18 protein-coding genes are annotated in these 20,069 nt (G+C 73.1%); 9 read left to right on the top strand and 9 right to left on the bottom strand.

Annotated features, from left to right (window positions below):
- Positions 1–34: 34 nt before the first annotated feature.
- The 7 genes from ACS04_RS27015 to ACS04_RS26985 all read right to left on the bottom strand — a co-directional run bounded on the left by ACS04_RS27015 (position 35) and on the right by ACS04_RS26985 (position 8,240).
- Positions 35–1,072: an N-acetylglucosamine kinase gene (locus ACS04_RS27015; protein ID WP_048479385.1), complete on the bottom strand. Its 1,038-nt coding sequence runs from the start codon at positions 1,070–1,072 to the stop codon at positions 35–37.
- Positions 1,063–2,337, bottom strand: a complete 1,275-nt coding sequence (locus ACS04_RS27010; protein ID WP_048479440.1) for a 6-phospho-beta-glucosidase — start codon at positions 2,335–2,337, stop codon at positions 1,063–1,065. The genes ACS04_RS27015 and ACS04_RS27010 overlap by 10 nt, the downstream gene beginning before the upstream one ends.
- Positions 2,338–2,342: 5 nt before the next feature.
- A complete protein-coding gene (locus tag ACS04_RS27005) occupies positions 2,343–3,275 on the bottom strand; it encodes a carbohydrate ABC transporter permease (protein WP_048479384.1) in 933 nt (310 codons plus the stop codon).
- A gap of 1 nt (position 3,276) precedes the next feature.
- Entirely contained in the window at positions 3,277–4,257 is a 981-nt protein-coding gene (locus tag ACS04_RS27000; protein ID WP_048479383.1) for a carbohydrate ABC transporter permease, read from the bottom strand.
- A gap of 6 nt (positions 4,258–4,263) precedes the next feature.
- On the bottom strand, positions 4,264–5,598 hold the full coding sequence (locus ACS04_RS26995; RefSeq protein ID WP_048479382.1) for an ABC transporter substrate-binding protein: 1,335 nt from the start codon (positions 5,596–5,598) through the stop codon (positions 4,264–4,266).
- A gap of 105 nt (positions 5,599–5,703) precedes the next feature.
- Positions 5,704–6,975 carry an ROK family transcriptional regulator gene (locus ACS04_RS26990; protein WP_048479381.1) on the bottom strand — a complete coding sequence of 424 codons (1,272 nt, stop codon included), beginning with the start codon at positions 6,973–6,975 and terminating at the stop codon, positions 5,704–5,706.
- Between the two features lie 182 nt (positions 6,976–7,157).
- Complete coding sequence (locus ACS04_RS26985; RefSeq protein ID WP_209441788.1) at positions 7,158–8,240, bottom strand: mechanosensitive ion channel family protein; 1,083 nt, start codon at positions 8,238–8,240, stop codon at positions 7,158–7,160.
- Between the two features lie 262 nt (positions 8,241–8,502).
- Between ACS04_RS26985 and ACS04_RS26980 the strand changes: the two genes are divergently transcribed.
- From ACS04_RS26980 to ACS04_RS26965, 4 genes are all read left to right on the top strand, one after another.
- The gene (locus ACS04_RS26980) at positions 8,503–9,039 is read left to right on the top strand and encodes an HNH endonuclease (protein ID WP_030159431.1); all 537 of its coding nucleotides are present in this window, start codon (positions 8,503–8,505) and stop codon (positions 9,037–9,039) included.
- A 301-nt stretch (positions 9,040–9,340) separates the two neighbouring features.
- On the top strand, positions 9,341–9,526 hold the full coding sequence (locus ACS04_RS26975) for a hypothetical protein (RefSeq protein ID WP_048479380.1): 186 nt from the start codon (positions 9,341–9,343) through the stop codon (positions 9,524–9,526).
- Positions 9,527–9,548: 22 nt separating this feature from the next.
- Positions 9,549–11,534: a 4-alpha-glucanotransferase gene (locus ACS04_RS26970; RefSeq protein ID WP_048479379.1), complete on the top strand. Its 1,986-nt coding sequence runs from the start codon at positions 9,549–9,551 to the stop codon at positions 11,532–11,534.
- Positions 11,535–11,554: 20 nt separating this feature from the next.
- Complete coding sequence (locus tag ACS04_RS26965; RefSeq protein ID WP_048479378.1) at positions 11,555–11,794, top strand: hypothetical protein; 240 nt, start codon at positions 11,555–11,557, stop codon at positions 11,792–11,794.
- A gap of 132 nt (positions 11,795–11,926) precedes the next feature.
- On the opposite strand, the gene ACS04_RS26960 is transcribed toward ACS04_RS26965, so the two are convergent.
- Positions 11,927–12,430: a MarR family winged helix-turn-helix transcriptional regulator gene (locus tag ACS04_RS26960; RefSeq protein WP_048479377.1), complete on the bottom strand. Its 504-nt coding sequence runs from the start codon at positions 12,428–12,430 to the stop codon at positions 11,927–11,929.
- A 110-nt stretch (positions 12,431–12,540) separates the two neighbouring features.
- Between ACS04_RS26960 and ACS04_RS26955 the strand changes: the two genes are divergently transcribed.
- From ACS04_RS26955 to ACS04_RS26940, 4 genes are all read left to right on the top strand, one after another.
- A complete protein-coding gene (locus ACS04_RS26955) occupies positions 12,541–13,833 on the top strand; it encodes an MFS transporter (protein ID WP_048479438.1) in 1,293 nt (430 codons plus the stop codon).
- An 83-nt stretch (positions 13,834–13,916) separates the two neighbouring features.
- On the top strand, positions 13,917–14,852 hold the full coding sequence (locus ACS04_RS26950) for an EamA family transporter (protein ID WP_048479376.1): 936 nt from the start codon (positions 13,917–13,919) through the stop codon (positions 14,850–14,852).
- Positions 14,853–14,904: 52 nt separating this feature from the next.
- Positions 14,905–15,834: a DMT family transporter gene (locus ACS04_RS26945; RefSeq protein WP_398022773.1), complete on the top strand. Its 930-nt coding sequence runs from the start codon at positions 14,905–14,907 to the stop codon at positions 15,832–15,834.
- Positions 15,835–15,843: 9 nt separating this feature from the next.
- Entirely contained in the window at positions 15,844–16,749 is a 906-nt protein-coding gene (locus tag ACS04_RS26940; RefSeq protein WP_048479375.1) for a LysR family transcriptional regulator, read from the top strand.
- A 73-nt stretch (positions 16,750–16,822) separates the two neighbouring features.
- Here ACS04_RS26940 and pepN read toward each other — a convergent pair whose 3' ends face one another.
- Positions 16,823–19,405 carry an aminopeptidase N gene (gene pepN / locus ACS04_RS26935; protein WP_048479374.1) on the bottom strand — a complete coding sequence of 861 codons (2,583 nt, stop codon included), beginning with the start codon at positions 19,403–19,405 and terminating at the stop codon, positions 16,823–16,825.
- Between the two features lie 140 nt (positions 19,406–19,545).
- Here pepN and ACS04_RS26930 point away from each other — a divergent pair, with 140 nt between their 5' ends.
- Positions 19,546–20,067 carry a DUF1203 domain-containing protein gene (locus tag ACS04_RS26930; RefSeq protein WP_048479373.1) on the top strand — a complete coding sequence of 174 codons (522 nt, stop codon included), beginning with the start codon at positions 19,546–19,548 and terminating at the stop codon, positions 20,065–20,067.
- Positions 20,068–20,069: the final 2 nt, after the last annotated feature.

Raw genomic sequence — 20,069 nt, 5'->3', positions numbered from 1 at the left:
CACGGTTCCAGACGCGGGCCCTTCCGGGGCGGGTTCACCCGAAATGGGCACGGAGTTTCCCGTGCGCCTCGGGCAGCGCCCCGAGCGCGTCCAGGCCCAGCAGCCCGGCGCCCAGTACGGGCGGGGCCGAGACCACCGACACCCGCGCGTGCGGTGCCCGCCGGGCCAGTTCCACCGCGATCCGGCGGTCCAACTGCTCGTGGCCGGCCGTGAGGACACCGCCGCCGAGCAGCACCGGAGTCTCCTCCTCCAGCAGTTCCAGCCGGGTCAGTGCCACCGAGGCCAGTGCCACCACCTCGTCCGCCTGCCGCTCCACGATCGCCGAGGCCGCCGCGTCGCCTGCCGCGGCCACCGAGAAGAGCACCGGCACCAGCTCGTGGGTCCGGCCGTGCGCCAGGGTCCCCAGGTGCAGCGCCTCGATCAGCTCGGCCATCGAACCCAGCCCGAAGTGCCCCGGCAGCGCGGCCGCCAGCTCCGTCGGGCCGCCGCGGCCGTCCTCCGCCCGGGCCGCCCACCACAGGGCCTCCGCGGCCAGGCCGCCCCCGCCGCCCCAGTCCCCGGAGATCTGGCCGAGGGCCGGGAAGCGGGCCGTGCGCCCGTCGGGCCGCATCCCCACGCAGTTGATGCCCGCCCCGCACACCACCGCGACCCCCCGCGGCCGCTCGGCCGCGGTCAGCCCGGCGCGCAGGATGGCGAAGGTGTCGTTGAACACCCGGGTCCGCGCACCCCAGCCGCGCGCGCCGATCGCCTCCGTGAGCTGCCGCTCCTCCACGGGGAGATCGGCGTTGGCCAGACACGCCGAGACCTGCTCGGCGTACGGGGCCCCGGGCACGGACGGCGCCCGCGCGGCCGCCTCCACCGCCTCCGCCACCGCCCGCCCCAGGACGTCCACCGCCGCCTCGACCCCGGTGAGCGGCGGCTGGAAGCCGCCGGAGCGCCCGGTGCCGAGTACCGTCCCGTCCGCGGCGATCAGGGCCGCATCCGTCTTGCTGTTGCCCGCGTCGATGGCCAGGACGGCGGGCCGTGCGGGCCGGGGTGGCCGGTCCGGCCGGGCGGGAGGGTTCACGCCCATGCCAGGTGCTCCTTGTTGTGGGCGAGGAGACGGTCGGTCAGGCCCTGCGCGAGGTCGAACTGGCCGACCAGCGGGTGGGCCAGCAGCGCCTTGAAGACCCGCTCGCGACCGCCCCGTACGGCCGCGTCCAGCGCCAGGTCCTCGTACGCCGTGACGTGCGCGACCAGTCCCGCGTACAGCGGTTCCAGGCGCGGTACGGCCAGCGGCACCGGGCCGGAGCGGTCCACCCGGGCCTGCACCTCGATCACGGCGTCGTCCGGGAGGAACGGCAGGGTGCCGTTGTTGAGCGCGTTGACCACCTGCACGGATGCCGGGCCCGGCCCGCCGTCGCCCAGCAGCGCCGCCGCCAGGTCCACGGCCGCCTCCGAGTAGAAGGCACCGCCGCGCTTGGCCAGCAGCTCGGGCTTCTCGTCCAGTGACGGATCGGCGTACAGGCCGAGCAGTTCCTTCTCCATCGCGGCCACCTCGGCGGCCCGGGAGGGCTTGCCGCCCAGCTCGCGCACCACGGCGTCGTGCGCGTAGAAGTACCGCAGGTAGTACGAGGGGACGACGCCGAGGCGGTCCAGCAGGGCGCGCGGCAGCCGCAGGTCCTCGGCGACGGCCGCGCCGTGCTCGGCGAGCAGCCCGGGCAGCAGGTCCTCGCCGTCGGGGCCGCCCTTGCGCACCCCCAGCTCCCAGGTCAGGTGGTTGAGGCCCACGTGGTCCAGGTGGATGTCGGAGGGGGTGAGGTCCAGCAGGGCCGCGAACTTCCGCTGGAAGCCGATGGCGACGTTGCACAGTCCGACCGCCTTGTGCCCGGCCCGCAGGAGGGCGCGGGTGACGATCCCGACGGGATTGGTGAAGTCGATGATCCAGGCGTCCGGGCTGGCCCGCCGGACCCGCTCGGCGATGTCCAGTACCACCGGCACCGTCCGCAGCGCCTTGGCGAGGCCGCCGGCGCCCGTGGTCTCCTGGCCGACGCAGCCGCACTCCAGCGGCCACGTCTCGTCCTGGAGCCGGGCCGCCTGCCCGCCGATGCGCAGCTGGATCAGGACCGCGTCGGCGCCCTCCACGCCCGCGTCGAGATCGGCGGTGGTGGTGACGCGCCCCGGGTGCCCCTGCTTGGCGAAGATCCGCCGCGCCAGCGCGCCGATCAGCTCCAGCCGCTCGGTGGCGGGGTCGATCAGCACGAGCTCGGCGATCGGCAGGGTGTCGCGCAGCCGCGCGAAGCCGTCGATCAACTCGGGCGTGTAGGTGGATCCGCCGCCCACCACTGCGAGTTTCATGGTCACTAGCCTTTCACTCCCGTCAGGGTGACGCCCTCGACGAACGCCTTCTGGGCGAAGAAGAAGAGGAGGATCACCGGCGCCATGACCAGCACGGTCGCGGCCATGGTGAGGTTCCAGTTGGTGTGGTGCGCCCCCTTGAAGGACTCCAGTCCGTAACTGAGGGTCCAGGCGGCGGGGTTGTCCGAGGCGTAGATCTGCGGGCCGAAGTAGTCGTTCCACGCGCTGAAGAACTGGAACAGCGCGACGGCGGCGATGCCCGGTCTGGCCATCGGCAGGACCACGCGCAGCAGGGTGCGGAGCTCGCCGCAGCCGTCGACCTTGGCCGCGTCCAGGTACTCGTCCGGGATGGTCAGCAGGAACTGGCGGAGCAGGAAGATCGAGAACGCGTCGCCGAAGGCCATCGGGATGATCAGCGGCCACAAGGTGCCGGACAGGTCGAGCTGCTTGGCCCAGAACAGGTACATCGGGATGACCACCACCTGCGGCGGCAGCATCATCATGGCGATCACCAGCAGCAGCGACAGCCGCCGCCCGCGGAAGCGGAACTTGGCGAGCGCGTACGCCACGGGCACCGAGGAGAGCACGGTCAGCAGCGTGCCCAGCCCCGCGTACAGCAGGGTGTTGCGCCACCAGGTCAGGAAGCCGGGGGTGTTCCACACCTTGGCGTAGTTGCCCCATTCCCAGGTGTGGGGCACGAGGTCGCGGGTCAGCGCCTGCTGATCGCTCATCAGGGAGGTCAGGAAGAGGAAGACGAAGGGGAGGACGAAGAACAGGGCGGCGGCCACACCGAGGGCGTGTACGCCGATCCAGTGCAGGAGGGCCTTGCGGCCGGCGCCGGCGGCGGTGCCGCGCGGTCCCGCGGTCCGCGCGGGCGCCCCGGCCCGCCCCGTGGCGGCGGGCGCCGTCGTGTCGGTCGTGTCGGTCAGTTGGGCCATCTCAGTCACCTGTTCCGATCAGCCCGCCACGGCGGCGCATCAGGAGTGCGGTGAAGGCCATGGAGAGGGCGAAGAGGACCAGCGCGACGACACACGCGGTGCCGTAGTCGAAGCGCTGGAAGCCGACGTTGTAGACGACCTGGGGGAGGGTCAGCGTGGACTTGTCGGGGTAGCCCGGCTCGAACTGCTGGCCCGAGCCGCCGATGACACCCGCGGCGACCTTCCCCGCCACCAGGGGCTGCGTGTAGTACTGCATAGCCTGGATGACCCCGGTGACCACCGCGAACAGGATGATCGGCGCGATGTTCGGCAGGGTGATGTGCCGGAACCGGGCCCAGGACCCGGCCCCGTCCAGCTCGGCGGCCTCGTACTGCTCCTTCGGTACGTCCAGCAGCGCGGCCATGAAGATGACCATCAGGTCGCCGACCCCCCACAGCGCGAGGGCGGTGAGCGCGGGCTTGGACCAGTCGGCGTCGGTGAACCAGCCGGGGGCGGGCAGGCCGACCGACTCCAGCAGGGTGTTGACGGGGCCGGTGCCGGGGTTGAGCAGGAAGACGAAGGCCAGGGTCGCGGCCACCGGCGGGGCCAGGTAGGGCAGGTAGAACAGGGTCCGGAAGACCCCCGCCGCCGTCTTGATCCTGGTGATGAGCAGGCCGACGCCGAGGCCGAAGACGACCCGGCAGGTGACCATCACCAGGACCAGCCACAGGGTGTTGCGCATGGCCGGCCAGAACAGCGGATAGTCGGTGAAGACGTACGTCCAGTTGTCCAGGCCGTTGAAGACGGGCGGGCGGAAACCGTCGTACTTCGTGAAGGAGAAGTACACGGTGGACACGAGCGGGTACGCGAAGAAGACCGCGAACCCGATCAGCCAGGGCGACATGAAGGCCGCGGTCCGCAGGGCGGACCGCCTGCGCTTCGCCCGCAGCGCGGGCGCGACGGGGCCGGTGCCGGTGCTGCTGCCGGTGCTGGTGCTGGTCATCGCGGGTTACTTCGCCTTCGCGATGTCCGTGTCGATCTGCTGGTCGGTCTTGGCGAGCCCGGCCGGTATGTCGGCGACGTCGCCCTTCTCGACCGCGTACGCGAAGTCCTGGAAGGTCAGCTGGTAGGTGCCGCCGTCGGCCTGGGCCGGGGTGGTGCTCGACTTCGCGTTCCGGGCGATGTCGAGGAAGGTCTTGAACTCCGGGGTGACCTGGAGGTCCGGGGACTCCAGCGCCGCCAGCGTGGAGGGCACGTTGTGGATGGCGTTGGCGAACGCCACGACCGCCCCGGTGTCGGTGGTCATGTACTTCACCAGCTCCCAGGAGGCGTTCTGCTTCCTGCTGCCCGCCGCGATGCCCATGATCGTCCCGGAGAGGTAGCCCTTGCCGTAGTCGCCGGCCTGGTCGTCGGGCACCGGAAGCGGCGCGGTGCCGATCTCGAACGTGACCCCGGCCTCCTTCGCCATGGAGGCCCGCCACTCGCCGTCGATCTGCATCGCGACCTGCCCCTTGTGGAAGGGGTGCTCGGCGCTCCACTCGTCGCCGACGGTGTTGCGGAACTTCTCCAGCTTCTCGTAGCCGCCCAACTTGGCCACCAGGTCCTTCTGCGCCGTCAGCATGCTCGCGAACCCCGGGTCCTTGGCCAGGTTCGACTTCCCGTCGGCGGCGAAGTACTTCGGGCTCCACTGGGCGGCCAGGCGCGCGGGGGTGGTCTCGTAGCCGTGGTAGGTCGGCATGATGCCGAGCTGGTCGTACGAGTCCCCGTTGGGCTTGGTCAGCTTCTGCGCGACCTCGACGAACTGGCTCCAGGTCTTCGGCGGCTCGGTGATGCCCGCGGCCTTGAAGGCGTCCTTGTTGTAGACGAGCCCGTACGCGTCGTTCAGCAGCGGCAGCGTGCACTGGTTGCCGTTGAACTGGGTGTAGTCCAGCAGGGTCTTGGGGAAGATCTTCGCCTTGTCCATGCCGGCCTTGCTCAGGAACGGGTTCAGGTCGGTGAAGGCGCCGGTGTTGCAGAACTTGCCGACACTGTCGGTGGTGAAGGAGGAGACCACGTCGGGGGCCTTGTCCCCGCCCGCCCGGAGCGCCTGGTTGATCTTGTCGTCGGTCATGTTGCCGGTGACCTTGACCTTGATGTTCGGGTGCGCCTTCTCGAACCGGGCGATGTTTTCCTCGATCGCCTTGATCTCGCTCGGCGCGGACCAGCCGTGCCAGAAGTTGAGCGTGACCTCCTTGCCCGGATCGTCGGAGACCGCGCTTCCGCTCTGGCCCGTGCACGCGGTGGCGAGGACGGACAGCACGGCGACTGCGGTGGCCGCGGCGGTCGTACGGCGGGTTCTGGGCATGGCGGGGCTCGCTCTCTGCGGGAGGAACTTCCGGGACGGGTGCCAGGGGACGCGGGGTGAGGGGCGTGGCGCGGGAGGGGAAGCGGGTGCTCGGGGGAGGGGAGGTCAGCGGCGCGAGGTGTCGAAGACCTCGTCACGGGTGGTGGCGAGGGCGCTCTCCAGCGCGCCGCGCAGTACGGGCCGGTCGCGCACGGTGCCGGACACCAGACGCGGCCGCGAGGGGGCGAGATCGGCGAGCTCGGCCTCGACGAGGGAGCGCAGTACGTCCCCGCCGGCGGTGGTCACCGCGCCGGACAGCACCACGATCTCCGGGTCCAGTACGGCCACCAGCGAGGCGATGCCGGTGGCCAGGGCGGTGGCGTACTGCCGCAGGAACAGCAGGTTCGCCCCCTCGGGGTGCTCCGCCGCCTCCGTCAGGAGCGCGACGGCCGCGGCCACGGGCGAGGCGACGGCAGTGGCGACGGCCGTGGCTGTCGCCCCGGCGCCGGAGCCGGAGCCGGCGCCCGCCCCGGCGCCTCGCCGGGGCGGCGCCCCGATGCCCAGCGCGGCCGCCATCGCGGGCACCGCCTGCACACCGGCCAGCTCCTGGTAGCCGCCGGAGTTGACCTGGGCGACGTGCCGGACCAGCGGGTGGCCCGGTACGGGCAGGAATCCGACCTCCCCGGCGCCCCCGGTCCAGCCGCGGTGCAGCCGGCCGCCGAGCACCAGGGCGGCGCCGAGGCCCTCCTCGTTCCACAGCAGGACGAAGTCCCCGTGGCCGCGGGCCGCCCCGAGCCGCTGCTCGGCGACGGCGGCCAGGTTCACGTCGTTCTCGTACTCGACCGGCATCGGCAGGGCCGCCGCGAGTTCCTCCAGGAGGGTGGGGGAGTGCCAGCCGGGCAGGTGGTCGGCGTAGCGCAGCGCCCCGCTGCCGGGGTCGAAGGAGCCCGGGGTGGCGATGACGACCCGGTGGAGGTCGCGGCGTTCGAGGCCGGCGTCCCGGGCGGCCGCGCCGAGGGCCCGGGTGACCCGGTCGACGGCGCCGGCGCCCTCCGTGTACGGCAGGACGTGGCTGCCGACCACCTCGCCGGTGAGATCGGCGACGGCCGCGACGATGCCGCTCGGGGTGACGTCCAGCCCGGCGACGTGTGCGGCGCGCGGGTTCACCCCGTACAGCTGGGCGTTGGGTCCGGGGCGGCCGCCGGCGGTGCCGGAGGCCATCACGAGCCCGGCGGCTTCGAGGCGGGCGAGCAGCTGGGAGGCGGTGGGCTTGGAAAGCCCGGTGAGCCGGCCGATCCGGGTGCGGGACAGCGGACCGTGCTCCAGCAGCAGGTCCAGCGCGGCGCGGTCGTTCATGACGCGCAGGAGGCTGGGGGTACCCGGGGTGGTGCCGGTCATGGGCGCTCTCCGTCATCGGCTCGGTCGACGGCTGCGCCGACGGCACGGCTCCCTCCGTGGCCGTGCGGCCGTCAGGAACTGTTAGGTAAGTTTCCTATCGGTGTTCGAGCCGTGTCAATGCCGCTGCCCCCGCAGAAATGAACCTGCGGGGGCAGCCGGTGGGAGCGGGAGGGGGAAAAGGGCTACTTGGTGATCCGGGGGGCGCCGACGGACGGCGGGATCGGGGCGGTGGCCAGGGACTGGGGGGAGGCGGGGTTCGCGAGCGCCGACGGCGCGGCCACGGCGGCCGACGGGTCGGCCGCCTCCTCCTCGCCCCCGGCGGCCGGCAGGCCGCCGACGATCCCGATACCGGCCTCGTCGAAGGCCTCCTTGATCCGCCAGCGCAGCTCGCGCTCCACGGCGAACTGCTGGCCCGGCATCGTCTTCGCCGAGACCCTCACCGTCATCGAGGCCAGCAGCACCTCGTCCAGGCCCAGCACCTCCACCGGACCCCACAGGCGCTCGTCCCACGGGGACTCCTTGGCCAGGCCCTCGGCGACGTGCTTGACCACCTCGCGGATGTGGGTCAGGCTCTCCGACGGCTTGACCTGGACGTCCACACCCGCCGTCGCCCAGCCCTGGCTGAGGTTGCCGATCCGCTTGATCTCGCCGTTGCGGACGTACCAGATCTCGCCGCTGTCCCCGCGCAGCTTGGTGACGCGCAGGCCGACCTCGACGACCTCGCCGGAGGCCACTCCCGCGTCGATCTTGTCGCCGACGCCGTACTGGTCTTCAAGGATCATGAACACGCCGGACAGGAAGTCCGTCACCAGGTTCCGCGCACCGAAACCGATCGCCACACCGGCCACACCCGCGCTCGCGAGCAGCGGGCCCAGATTGATGCCCAGCGCACCGAGCACCATCAGCCCGGCCGTGCCGAGGATCAGGAACGAGGCCACCGAACGCAGGACCGAGCCGATCGCCTCCGAGCGCTGCCGCCTGCGCTCCGCGTTGACGAGGAGCCCGCCGAGCGCCATGCCCTCGACGGCCTCCGCACCGCGGTTCATGCGCAATATGAGCTTGGTCAGGGACTTGCGGACCAGCGAGCGGAGCGCGGCCGCGATCACCAGGATCAGCAGGATCTTCAGGCCGAGGTACAGCCATCCGGCCCAGTTCTCCTCGATGAAACTGGCGGCGTTCGTGACGCTCTCGTGGGCCTCCTTGACGGAAGCGGCCGGGTCCGGGGTGTCGGCTGCCAGGGGCAGCAGGGCGGCAGGCCAGGGCACGACGGGAACCTCCAGGTATAGCGGTCTGCCCGCGGAAAGGGGTGTGCGGGGCAGGCCATCCACACTAACGGGGCGTTCGGGGGTCCCCGGTGCCGTGTTCGAGGGAGAGACCGGACTCACCTGGGGATGAAGCGGGTGTGGTTGAAAACACCTCGGACCCGTTACGGGCGCGTGGTGGCGCTTCGACCAGCCGTAAGGGGAGACTGGAGAGCAGATCGTCCCGGCGCGAGCCACGCGCCGCCGACGTACAAGGAGGCAGTCCGTGCCGCACGTCCTGGTCCTCAACGCGTCGTACGAGCCGCTCGGCGTCGTACCGCTCCGCCGCGCGCTCGTCCTCGTCCTGGAGAACAAAGCCGTCTCCCTGGAGGAATCCGGCGCCTTTCTGCACAGCGCGACGAGAGTCGTCCCCGCGCCCAGCGTGGTCCGGCTCAAGCGCTTCGTGCGGGTCCCCTACCGGGGGCCCGTTCCTCTCACCCGCCGCGCGCTCTTCGCCCGCGACGGCGGACGCTGCATGTACTGCGGCGGGGTCGCCACCAGCGTCGATCACGTGATCCCGCGCAGCCGCGGCGGGCAGCACGTGTGGGACAACGTGGTCGCCGCATGCCGGCGGTGCAACCACGTCAAGGCGGACCGCCACCTGCTGGAGCTGGGCTGGCGCCTGCGCCACCAGCCCGCTCCGCCGTCGGGCCTGGCCTGGCGCATCATCGGCACGGGCCACCGTGACCCCCGCTGGATGCCGTACCTGGAACCGTACGGCGCGGAGGCGGCCCTGGACCGCATCGGCGCGGCGGCGTCGTAGCCCGGGGGCCCCGGGTCCAGTTCCCCGGGCCGGGCCAGGTCCCCGGCCCGGTCCCGGGGTCCTGTCCGGGCGCCGCCGCGCCCGGAGTCCGGGCCCCGGCCCCGGCAGCGAACCCGGCCTCGGGCGCCGGCACGCCCGCGCCGGCGAAGGAGCGTGCCCCGCGCCCGCGGCCGTGGGGGTTCTGACGGGATACGCCAGGAATGCGGCGCGGCACACGGGGTATGGCTGCGATGTTCCCCGGCGGTGTTCCATGGTTCCTGATCCACCCTCACGCCCCGTACGGACAAAGGAGCAACCGCCCGTGGACACCGCACCCGGCATCCCACGCACCCCCCTCCCCGCCCACCTGCCCGCGCAGGCCGGGCCCGCCGAGGGGCCCCTCACCAGCGAGCCCCCGCTCGCCGGCTGCGCCCATGCCCCGCTGACCAGTGAGCCCCCGCTCGCCGGGGTGACGCCGCTGACGAGCGAACCGACCACGCCCGCCTAGACACAGGGACACAGGTACTCACATGGACGACCTCGCCCGGCTCGCGGCCCTGCACGGAGTCGCCACCACCTACAAGCCCGCCGAGGACGTCACCGTCCGGGTCCCGGAGGCCACCGTCGCCGCCGTGCTGCGCGAGCTGGGCGTGGACTGCTCCACCCCGGAGGCCGTACGGGAGCAGCTGGCCGAAGCCGGGCGCGAGGTCTCCCGGCGGCTGCTGCCGCCCGTGCTGGTGTGGTGGGCCGGGTCGCAGCCGCCGACGGAGCTGGCGGCACTGCCTCCCGGTACGCGGATCGGCCTGGAGGGCGGGGAAGCCGGCGGCTGGGAGCCCGGCGGGCGCAGTGCGGTGCCGCCCCTCGGCGTGCACCGGCTGAGCGCCGAGACCCCCGACGGGCGGACCGGGGACGCCACCTTGATCGTGGCCCCCGAGCGGGCGCCCGGTGGGGGCGGGCGGGCCCACGGGGTGCTGGTCCAGCTGTACTCCCTGCTCTCCGAGCGGTCCTGGGGCATGGGCGACCTCGGTGATCTCGCCGCGCTCGCGCGGTGGGCCGGGCGGACCCACGGGGCCGGCTTCGTCCAGGTCAACCCGCTGCACGCCGCCGTCCCCGGGACGCCGACCGACCCCAGCCCGTACCGGCCCTCCTCGCGGCGCTTCCCGGACCCCGTCCACCTGCGCGTCGAGGACGTCCCCGAGTACGCCGACTGCCCGGAGCGCGACGCCCTCGCCGAACTCGCCGAGCAGGGCGCCGAGCTGCGCCGGCAGGTGCTGGAGAAGGGGGCGCTGATCGACCGGGACGCGGTGTGGGAGGTGAAGCGCCGGGCGCTGGAACTGCTCTACGCCGTTCCGCGCGGCACCGGACGCGAGAGGGAGTACCGGGAGTTCTGCGCCGAGCAGGGGGAGGCCCTCGACCGGCACGCCGCCTGGTGCGCGCGCGACGGCCGGCCCGCCGACTTCCACCGCTGGCTGGTCTGGCTGACGGACGCCCAGCTCGCCGCCGCCCAGCGGGCCGCCCGCGACGCCGGGATGCCGGTCGGCATCGTGCACGACCTCGCCGTCGGGGTCCACCCCCACGGCTCGGACACCCTCGGGCCCCCGCTCTACGCCAAGGGCGTCTCCGTCGGCGCCCCGCCCGACGCCTTCAACGCGCGCGGCCAGGACTGGGGGCTGCCGCCGTGGCGGCCCGACCGGCTCGCGGCCACCGGGTACGCCCCGTTCCGAGCGCTGCTGCGCGGGGTGTTCCGCTACGCGGGGGCCCTGCGCATCGACCACGTCATGGGCCTGTTCCGGCTCTGGTGGATCCCGGAGGGCGCGCCGCCCGCCGACGGCACGTACGTCTCGTACGACGGCGAGGCGATGCTCGCCGTCCTGGTCCTGGAGGCCCACCGGGCCGGTGCCCTCGTCATCGGCGAGGACCTCGGGACGGTGGAGCCGCGCGTCCGCGAGGCACTGGCCCGGCGCGGGGTGCTCGGCACCTCGGTCCTCTGGTTCGAACGCGACTGGGCGGGCGACGGGCAGCCCCTCGCCCCCGCGGCCTGGCGCGCCGACTGCCTGGCCACCGCCACCACCCACGACCTGCCGCCCACCGCCGCCAAGCTGGCCGGCTCCCACGTGGAACTGCGCGACCGGCTCGGCCTGCTGACCCGCCCGCTGGAGCAGGAGCGCGCCGAGGACGCCGACGACACCGCCCAGTGGCTGGACGTACTGGAGGGGCTCGGTCTGGACACCAAGGGCGAGGAGGCCGCCGTACGGGCCCTGTACGGGTTCCTGTTGCGCACCCCGGCCCGGATGGTCGGCGTATGGCTGCCCGACGCGGTCGGGGACCGGCGGCCGCAGAACCTGCCGGGGACCTGGGACCAGTACCCCAATTGGCGGCTTCCGCTCGCGGACTCGGCGGGACGGCCGCTGACCCTGGAGGCACTGGCCGCCTCGCCCCGGGCGAACGCCCTGCTGAGCGCGGTGCGGGAGGGGGCGGGTGCCCGTACGGCACCCCCGGGCGCGCGCGGCGTTTAGGTGTTCGCTACGTTTGCACCGTGGACAAGAAGAACGCTCTGCGCGCCGGCGCCGTCACGGCCGGATCGACGCTGATGATGCTGCTGATGACGTCTCCCGCCCTCGCGGTGGCCCGCGACGACGGCGACGACCCGGGCCCGGGCCTGAGCATTGCCCAGACGCTCGGCCTGTACGTGGCCACGCCGATCGTGCTGTTCCTGGTCATCGCGGGCCTGGTGATGGTCCTCGACAAGTCGGACAAGCGGCAGACCGCCAACTGAACAGGCTGAACGGCCGGCCCCGCTAGGGGTCTGCCGCCATCAGACCTCCGGAGCGCCGGGGGTCCGCAGACCGCTGCCTTCCCGGCTCCGGTGCGGACCTCCGGCGCTCCGTCGTGCTTTCGCGGGGCCGCGTCAGGCTCCCTGGACGTCGGCCGTCAGCTTGCGGAGCAGGCCCCCCAGGACGGCGACCTCCTCCTCGCCGAGCCCCTTGAGCGCGGCGCGCTGCACCTCCAGCCCGGCCGCGACGGCCTCGTCGATGAGGGCGAGCCCCCGGTCGGTGATCGTCACCCGCAGCCCGCGCCGGTCGTGCGGATCGGGCGTGCGGAAGAGCAGGCCCGCCTTCTCCAGCTTGTCCAGGCGCCCCGTCATGCCGCCCGTCGTGAGCATGAGCGTGGCCGACAGCTGGCGCGGCGAGAGCGTGTACGGGGCGCCGGAGCGGCGCAGCGTGGCCACGACGTCGAACTCGCCGCGCGAGATCCCGTACGGGGCGTAGGCCCGCTCCACCGCGTCCCCCACGGTCCGGGCGATCCGGTAGATGCGGCCGAAGACGGCCATGGGGGTGGTTTCCAGGTCGGGTCGCACGGCGTGCCACTGGTCGATGATCGCGTCGACGGCGTCTTTGCTGGCCTCGGTCATGCCCCCAAGTATCGAGTCTCCCTCCGGTAGTTCGCAAGAAAGTTGCTTGACGAAAAGTAGCTTAGGAGTAAGCTACTTGTCATCGACCTACTTGGGGGGAAGCGATGGACATGTCCAGGGGAGCAACGGTGGCGGGGGAGCGGTCCCTGCTCGCCGGCGCCGGCGTCAGCGCGGTCGGGACCGGGATGTACGTCCCGTTCTCGCTCGTCTTCTTCCACCACGTCACCGGCCTCTCCTTCGCCCTCGTCGGCCTGGTGATGACCGTCACCGGCCTGGCGGGGCTGGCGTTCCTCCCGCTGGCCGGCTCGGCCGTCGACCGGTTCGGTGCCAGGCGGATCGTGCTCGCCCTCTACGGGGTCCGCGCCCTCGGCTTCGCGCTCTACCCCTTCGCCGGCTCGCTGGCCGCCTTCGCGGCCGTCGCCCTCGTCACCGCCCTGGCCGACCGCTCCTTCCCCGCGGTCCAGCAGTCCCTGATCGGAGAGGTCGCGCGCGGCGCCGACCGGGACCGGCTCCAGGCCTCGCTGCGCGCCCTGCAGAACGCCGGGATGGGCGCCGGGGCCCTGATCGTCTCCGGAGTGCTCGCCCTGTGGGGGACGGCCGCCTTCACCTATACCGTCTGGGGCAACGCACTGGCCTTCGCCCTCGCCGGACTGCTCGTCCGCCGGGTCCGCCGGGTGCACGGCGCGCCGCCGGCCGGCGCCGGGCGGCCCGCCGCCGGCTACCGGATGGTCCTGGGCGACCGGCCCTTCCTCGCCCTGACCGCCGCCAACTTCCTGACCGCGCTGGGCTACGCCGCCCTGTCCGTGCTCTTCCCGCTCTACATCGCCACCTGGCTGCACGGGCCCGACTCCCTCACGGGAGCCGCCTTCACCCTCAACACCGTCCTGTGCGCCGGGATCGGCGTCCTCGTCGCGGGCCGGGTCCGCCGCCACGGAGCCCGCCGCACCCGCTCCGCCGCGCTCGGCGCGCTGCTCTTCGCCGCCGCCTTCACCGGGCAGATCGTGCTCGGCACCCTGCGCCCCGGGCAGAGCGCCACCCTGGTCTCCCTGATGGTCATCGTCGTCGTCTACACCCTGGGCGAGCTGGTGCACAGCCCCTCCAGCGGCGCCCTGTCGGTCTCCGCCGCCCCGGAAGCCGTGCGCGGCCGCTACCTGGCCACCTACCAGGTCTCCCACTCGCTGGCCTCGGCCCTGGCCCCCTCGCTCTTCACCGCCCTGCTCGCCGTCGACGGCCGGCTGCCCTGGGCCGTCCTCGCCCTCGCCGCCGCCGGGGCCGCCCTCGCCCTGGTCCGGCTGGAGCGCCGACTGCCCGCCGAGGCGGTGTACCCGCGGCCGTCGGCCGTGGCGGCCGCCTCGGCCCCGCGGAGCCCGGGGGCGAAGCCGGCTCCGGCCCCGGCGCTCTGAGCCGCCCGGCCGGGTCGGCTCCGGTCCCGCCCGCCCCACCTCTTCCGTCCCGCGTTCCTCATCCGTTCGAGGAGTCACCCGCCATGAAGCGTCTCGCCACCGTCGCCCTGACCGCCCTCGCCCCGATCTCCTGGGGCTCGACCTACGCCGTCGCCACCGAACTGCTCCCGCCCGACCGGCCCCTGTTCACCGGGGTCATGCGGGCCCTGCCCGCCGGACTGCTGCTCACGGCCCTGGCCCGTCGGCTCCCGACCGGCGCGTGGTGGTGGAAGTCCGCCGTCCTCGGCACCCTCAACATCGGCGCCTTCTTCCCGCTGCTCTTCCTCTCCGCCTACCGGCTCCCCGGCGGGGTGGCGGCCGTCCTCGGCTCCGCCGGGCCGCTGTTCGTCGTCGCGCTCGCCGCCCTCGTCCTCGGGGAGCGGGCGCGGCTGCGGACCGTACTCGCCGCCGTGGCGGGGGCGTTCGGCGTGAGCATGGTGGTCCTGACCGCGGCGGCCCGACTGGACCTCGTCGGCATCGTCGCCGGTGTCGTCTCCTCCGCCTCCATGGCCGCCGGCACGGTCATGACCAAGCGCTGGGGACGTCCGGAGGGGGTCGGCCCGCTGGCCCTGACCGGCTGGCAGCTCACCGCGGGCGGGCTGGTCATCATCCCCGTCGCGGCGCTGGTCGAGGGCGCGCCGCCCGCGCTCGACGGCAAGGCCTTCCTCGGCTACGGCTACATGATGCTGATCAACACCGGCATCGCGTACTGGCTCTGGTTCCGCGGGATCGGCCGGCTCACCGCCACCTCGGTCACCCTGCTCGGTCCGCTCTCCCCCCTCACCGCGGCCGCCATCGGCTGGGCGGCCCTCGGGCAGGCGCTCTCCCCGGTGCAGGTGCTGGGCATGGCGATCGCCTTCGGGGCCACGGTCGCGGGCCAGCTGTTCGCCGCCGGCACCAAGGTGGAACCTTTCAGTTCTACTGAAGAGAACGATCGAAACATTTCGATGGACCTCACGGATGTACCGGTGCGACGGTAGAACCACTTCAGGTCAGACCTGATCAGACCAGCACCCGAGGGGGAGACACACCGTGGCCGTCATGGACAGGGTCCGTACCGTCGCACAGCACACGCCCGGCAGCCGGGGGGCGGCCAAGGGGTCCACCGGACTCGGCCTCCTCCTCGCCCTGGTCGCGACGGTCGTCTGGTCCGGCAGCTTCGTCGCCACCCGGGGGATGGCCGACAGCGTCCCGCCCGTCCAGGCCGTGTTCTGGCGCTGGATCATCGCGACCCTCGCCGTCGCCCCCTTCGCGGCCCGCCAGGCCTGGCGGCAGCGGGCGCTGATCCGCCGCCACCTCGGATTCATCGCCCTCGCCTCGCTGTTCGGCGTCGCCCTCTACAACACGCTGGTCCACCAGGCCGGACTGACCACCTCCGCCTCCAACATGGGCATGATCATGGCCGCCTCACCGGTGGTCATGGCGCTGTACGCCCGACTCGGCGGCGAACGGCTCGGCGTCCGGCGGACCTTCGGACTGCTGCTCGCCGCGTTCGGGGTGCTGCTCCTCGTCGGGGACGGCTCGCTCGACGTCGACTTCGGGGCCGGCGACCTGTGGATGTTCGCCGCCGCGCTGTCGTTCGCCACGTACAGCGCGCTGCTCAAGCGCAAGCCCGCCGAGCTCGGCGGACCGGCCTTCCTGATCACCACCTTCGTGCTCGGCGCGCTGATGCTGGCCCCCGCCTACGCCGTGTCCCTCACCGTCCAGGGCGGTTTCGAGGTCACACCGGGCACCGGCGGGATGCTGCTCTACGTCGGCGTCATGTCCTCGGCCGTCGCCTTCTTCGCCTGGAACAAGGCCGTCTCGATCATCGGCGCGGCCCGGGCGGGAGTCGTCTACTACCTCCAGCCGGTGTGCGTCGCCGGCCTCGGCCTCCTCCTGCTGGGCGAGCGGACGGGCCCGGCCGAGCTGCTCTGCATGGCGCTGATCCTCGGCGGCGTGAGCCTGGGGGCCCGCCGGTAGGTTCGGTCCATGACCGAGTGGGACATCAAGAAGCTGCGGATCCTGCGGACCCTCGCCGACCGGGGGACCGTCACCGCGACGGCCGAGGCGCTGCACATGACGCCCTCGGCCGTTTCGCAGCAGCTGACCAATCTCGCCCGGCAGGTGGGCGTGCCGCTGCTGGAGGCGCAGGGACGCCGGGTCCGGCTCACGGACGCGGCGCACCTCGTACTGCGGCACGTGGAGGCGGTGTTCGCGCAGCTGGAGCGGGCGGACGCCGAGCTGGCCGGCTATCTGGCGGGGGAGGTGGGGGAGGTCCGGATCGGGGCCTTCTCCACGGCCGTGCCGGTGCTGGTGGTCCCGGCGGTGGCGGCGCTGCGGCGCAGCCATCCCGGGGTGGAGGTGCGCGTACGGGAGACCGAGGCGGCGCAGTCGTACGAGCTGCTGGCCGCCGGCGCCGTGGACCTGGCCCTCTCCCTGGCGGCGCACGCCCCCACCGCCCGGGACCCGCGGTTCACCCGCATCACGCTGCTGGAGGACCCCCTCGACGTGGCCCTCCCGCCGGACCACCCCCTCGCGGCGGCGCCGGCGCTGCGGCTGGCGGACCTCTCCGGGGACCGGTGGATCTACGGGGGCAGCGGCCCGTGGCAGGAGATCGCCCGCAACGCCTGCGAGGCCGCCGGCTTCGTCCCGGAACAGGCGCACTCGGCGTCCGGCTGGACCGCGATCCTGGCCATGGTCGAGGCCGGGATGGGCGTGGCCCTCGTCCCGCGCATGGTGTCGAGCCGGGCCTCGGGGGTGGCGGTGCGCGTCCTGGTCCACGACCGCCCCACCCGCCACGTCCTGGCGGCCACCCGGCGCGGCGGCGAATCCGCCCCGGCGGTCTCCAGGGTCCTGGCGGCCCTGCGCACCGTGGCCGCGCACCGCAATCCGTGACCGCACACCGGTGCCCCCGGCCCGCGGGAGCGGGACGGGGGCACCGGAGGTCAGGCTGCGGGGCGGGGGCGGGTCAGGAAGCCGACGCCGCGTCCGCGGAGCGGGCCTTCAGGGCGCGCTCCACGCCCGAGCGGGACTCCGAGATCAGCCGGCGCAGCGCCGCGTTCGGCTCCGCCGAGGCCAGCCAGGCGTCCGTCGCCGCCAGGGTCTGCTCGGAGACCTGGAGCGAGGGGTAGAGGCCCACCGCGATCTGCTGGGCGATCTCGTGGCTGCGCTCGTCCCAGATGCCCTTGACCACCGCGAAGAACTTCTCGGTGTACGGGGTCAGCAGCTCGCGCTGGTCGGTCTGGACGAAACCGCCGATCACCGCCTCCTGCACCGCGTTCGGCAGGTCCGCGGACTCCACCAGCGAGGCCCAGGCCTCCGCCTTGGCCTCGGCCGTCGGACGCGCGGCCCGCGCCGTGGCCGCGTGGCGCTCGCCCGCCGCCGTACGGTCGCGCTCCAGCTCCGCGTCGATGGCCGCGTCGCCCAGGACACCCGTGGCGACCAGGCGCTCCAGGAACGCCCACCGCAGCTCCGTGTCCACGACCAGGCCCTCGACCTCGGCCGTACCGTCGAGCAGCGCCGACAGGAACGTCAGCTGCCCCTCGGTGCGCGCCGTCGCCGCGAACGCGCGGGCCCACGCCAGCTGGTGGTCGCTGCCCGGCTCGGCGCCGCGCAGGTGCTCCAGCGCGGCCTCGGTCCAGGTCGCCAGACCCTGATCCCGCCACGCCGGGTCCGCGTACAGGTCCAGGGCCAGCTTCACCTGGCGGTGCAGCGACTGGACGACGCCGATGTCCGACTCCTTGCCGATGCCCGACAGGACCAGCGCGAGGTAGTCGCGCGTGGCCAGCTCGCCGTCACGGGTCATGTCCCAGGCCGAGGCCCAGCACAGCGCCCGCGGCAGCGACTCGGTGAAGTCGCCCAGGTGCGCGGTGACGTTCTCCAGTGAGACCTCGTCCAGACGGACCTTGGCGTACGACAGGTCGTCGTCGTTCAGCAGCACGACGGCCGGGCGGGCCCGGCCGACCAGCTCCGGAACCTCGGTCAGCGCGCCGTCGATGTCCAGCTCGACGCGGTCCGTACGGACCAGCTTGCCGGCGGCGTCGAGGTCGTACAGGCCGATCGCGATGCGGTGCGGGCGCAGCGTCGGCTCGCCCTTCGCGCCCACGGGCAGCGCCGGGGCCTCCTGGCTGACCGTGAACGCCGTGATCGTGCCGTCCGCGGCCGTCTCGACGCGGGGGCGCAGGACGTTGATGCCGGCCGTCTCCAGCCACGCCTTCGACCAGGCGGTCAGATCGCGGCCCGAGGTCTTCTCCAGGGCGCCCAGCAGGTCCGACAGACGGGTGTTCCCGAACGCGTGCGCCTTGAAGTACGCCTGCACGCCCCGGAAGAAGGCGTCCGTGCCCACGTACGCGACGAGCTGCTTGAGCACCGAGGCGCCCTTGGCGTACGTGATGCCGTCGAAGTTGACCAGGACGTCGTCCAGGTCACGGATGTCGGCCATGATCGGGTGCGTGGACGGCAGCTGGTCCTGCCGGTACGCCCAGGTCTTCATGGAGTTGGCGAAGGTCGTCCACGCCTGCGGCCACTTCGTTCCCTCGGCGGATGCCTGGCAGGCGACCGAGGTGTACGTCGCGAACGACTCGTTCAGCCACAGGTCGTTCCACCACTCCATGGTGACCAGGTCGCCGAACCACATGTGCGCGAGCTCGTGCAGGATCGTCTCGGCGCGGCCCTCGTAGGCCGCGTCCGTCACCTTCGAGCGGAAGACGTACTGGTCGCGGATGGTGACCGCGCCCGCGTTCTCCATCGCGCCCGCGTTGAACTCCGGCACGAAGAGCTGGTCGTACTTGGCGAACGGGTAGTCGTACGCGAACTTCTCCTGGAACCAGTCGAAGCCCTGGCGGGTCACGTCGAAGATCGCGTCCGCGTCCAGGAACTCGGCCAGCGACGGGCGGCAGTAGATGCCGAGCGGCACCGACTGGCCGTTCGGGCCCTCGTACGAGCTGTGCACCGAGTGGTAAGGGCCCGCGATCAGGGCCGTGATGTACGTGGAGATCCGCGGCGTCGGCGCGAAGCGCCAGACGTTGTCCTTGACGTCCGCGGCCTGGGGCGTCGGGGAGTTCGAGATGACCGTCCAGCCCTCGGGGGCCGTCACGGTGAACTGGAACGTCGCCTTCAGGTCGGGCTGCTCGAAGCTGGCGAACACGCGGCGCGCGTCCGGCACCTCGAACTGGGTGTACAGGTAGGCCTGCTGGTCGACCGGGTCGACGAAGCGGTGCAGGCCCTCGCCCGTGTTGGTGTAGGCGCAGTCCGCGACGACGCGGAGCTCGTTGTCGCCGGCCGCGAGGTGGTTCAGCGCGATGCGCGCGTCCCGGAAGACCTCGGCCACGTCCAGCGACTTGCCGTTCAGGACGACCTCGTGCACGGCCGGGGCGACCAGGTCGATGAAGGTCTCGCCGGCTTCGGCGGACCGGAACCGCACGGTGGTCACGGACGGGTACGTGCCGCCCTCCTGCGCACCGCTGAGATCGAGTTCGACCTCGTACGAGTCGACGGTGAGCAGCTTCGCCCGCTGCTGAGCCTCTTCACGGGTGAGATTCGTGCCAGGCACGCGGTCATCTCCTTTGATGGTGACGTTGCCCCGCCATACTTCCACGTGGGGCCGACCGGGCGCCCGCGAGTAATCCACGGGCGAAACGCGACGTCCGATTTCCGCCAGCTTCTGCGGATCCGGACCGCCACTCTGGCCGCATGACCACACGATCCGCGCCCCGACCGGCGCTCCACGCCGTGCGCCCCATCGCCCCCGCGACCCTCGCCGCCCTGCGCGAGCGCGACGACGCCGGCCGCCCCTGCGTCCCGTACGAGGACCCCGAGGGCGGCGCCCCGCTGCGCTGCTGCCTGCGCCGCAGCCGCCGCGGGGAGTGGATCGCGCTCGTCTCGTACGCGCCGCTGCGCCGCTGGGCGGCCGAGGCGGGCGTCGACCCCGGCGCGTACGACGAACAGGGCCCGGTGTTCATCCACGCCGAGGACTGCGGCGGCCCGGCCGGGGACGAGGGCCACCCCTTCGCCCGGCCCGGGGTCCTGCGCACGGTCCGCCGCTACGACGCCGGAGGCCGCATCCTCGGCGGCCGCGCCCTCTTCCTGGACGAGGAAGCGGACGCGGCTCTGGAGGCGGGCCTGGCGGAGGCCTTCGCCGACCCGCGGGCCGCCCTCGTGCACGTACGCGCCACCGAGTTCGGCTGCTTCCTCTTCGAGGTCCGCAGGCCCTGACG

Origin of the sequence: Streptomyces roseus (assembly GCF_001044425.1) — a bacterium.
GTDB lineage: Bacteria > Actinomycetota > Actinomycetes > Streptomycetales > Streptomycetaceae > Streptomyces > Streptomyces roseus.
Note: the sequence above shows the minus strand (reverse complement) of the source record. Positions and strands in the feature narration are given on the sequence as shown.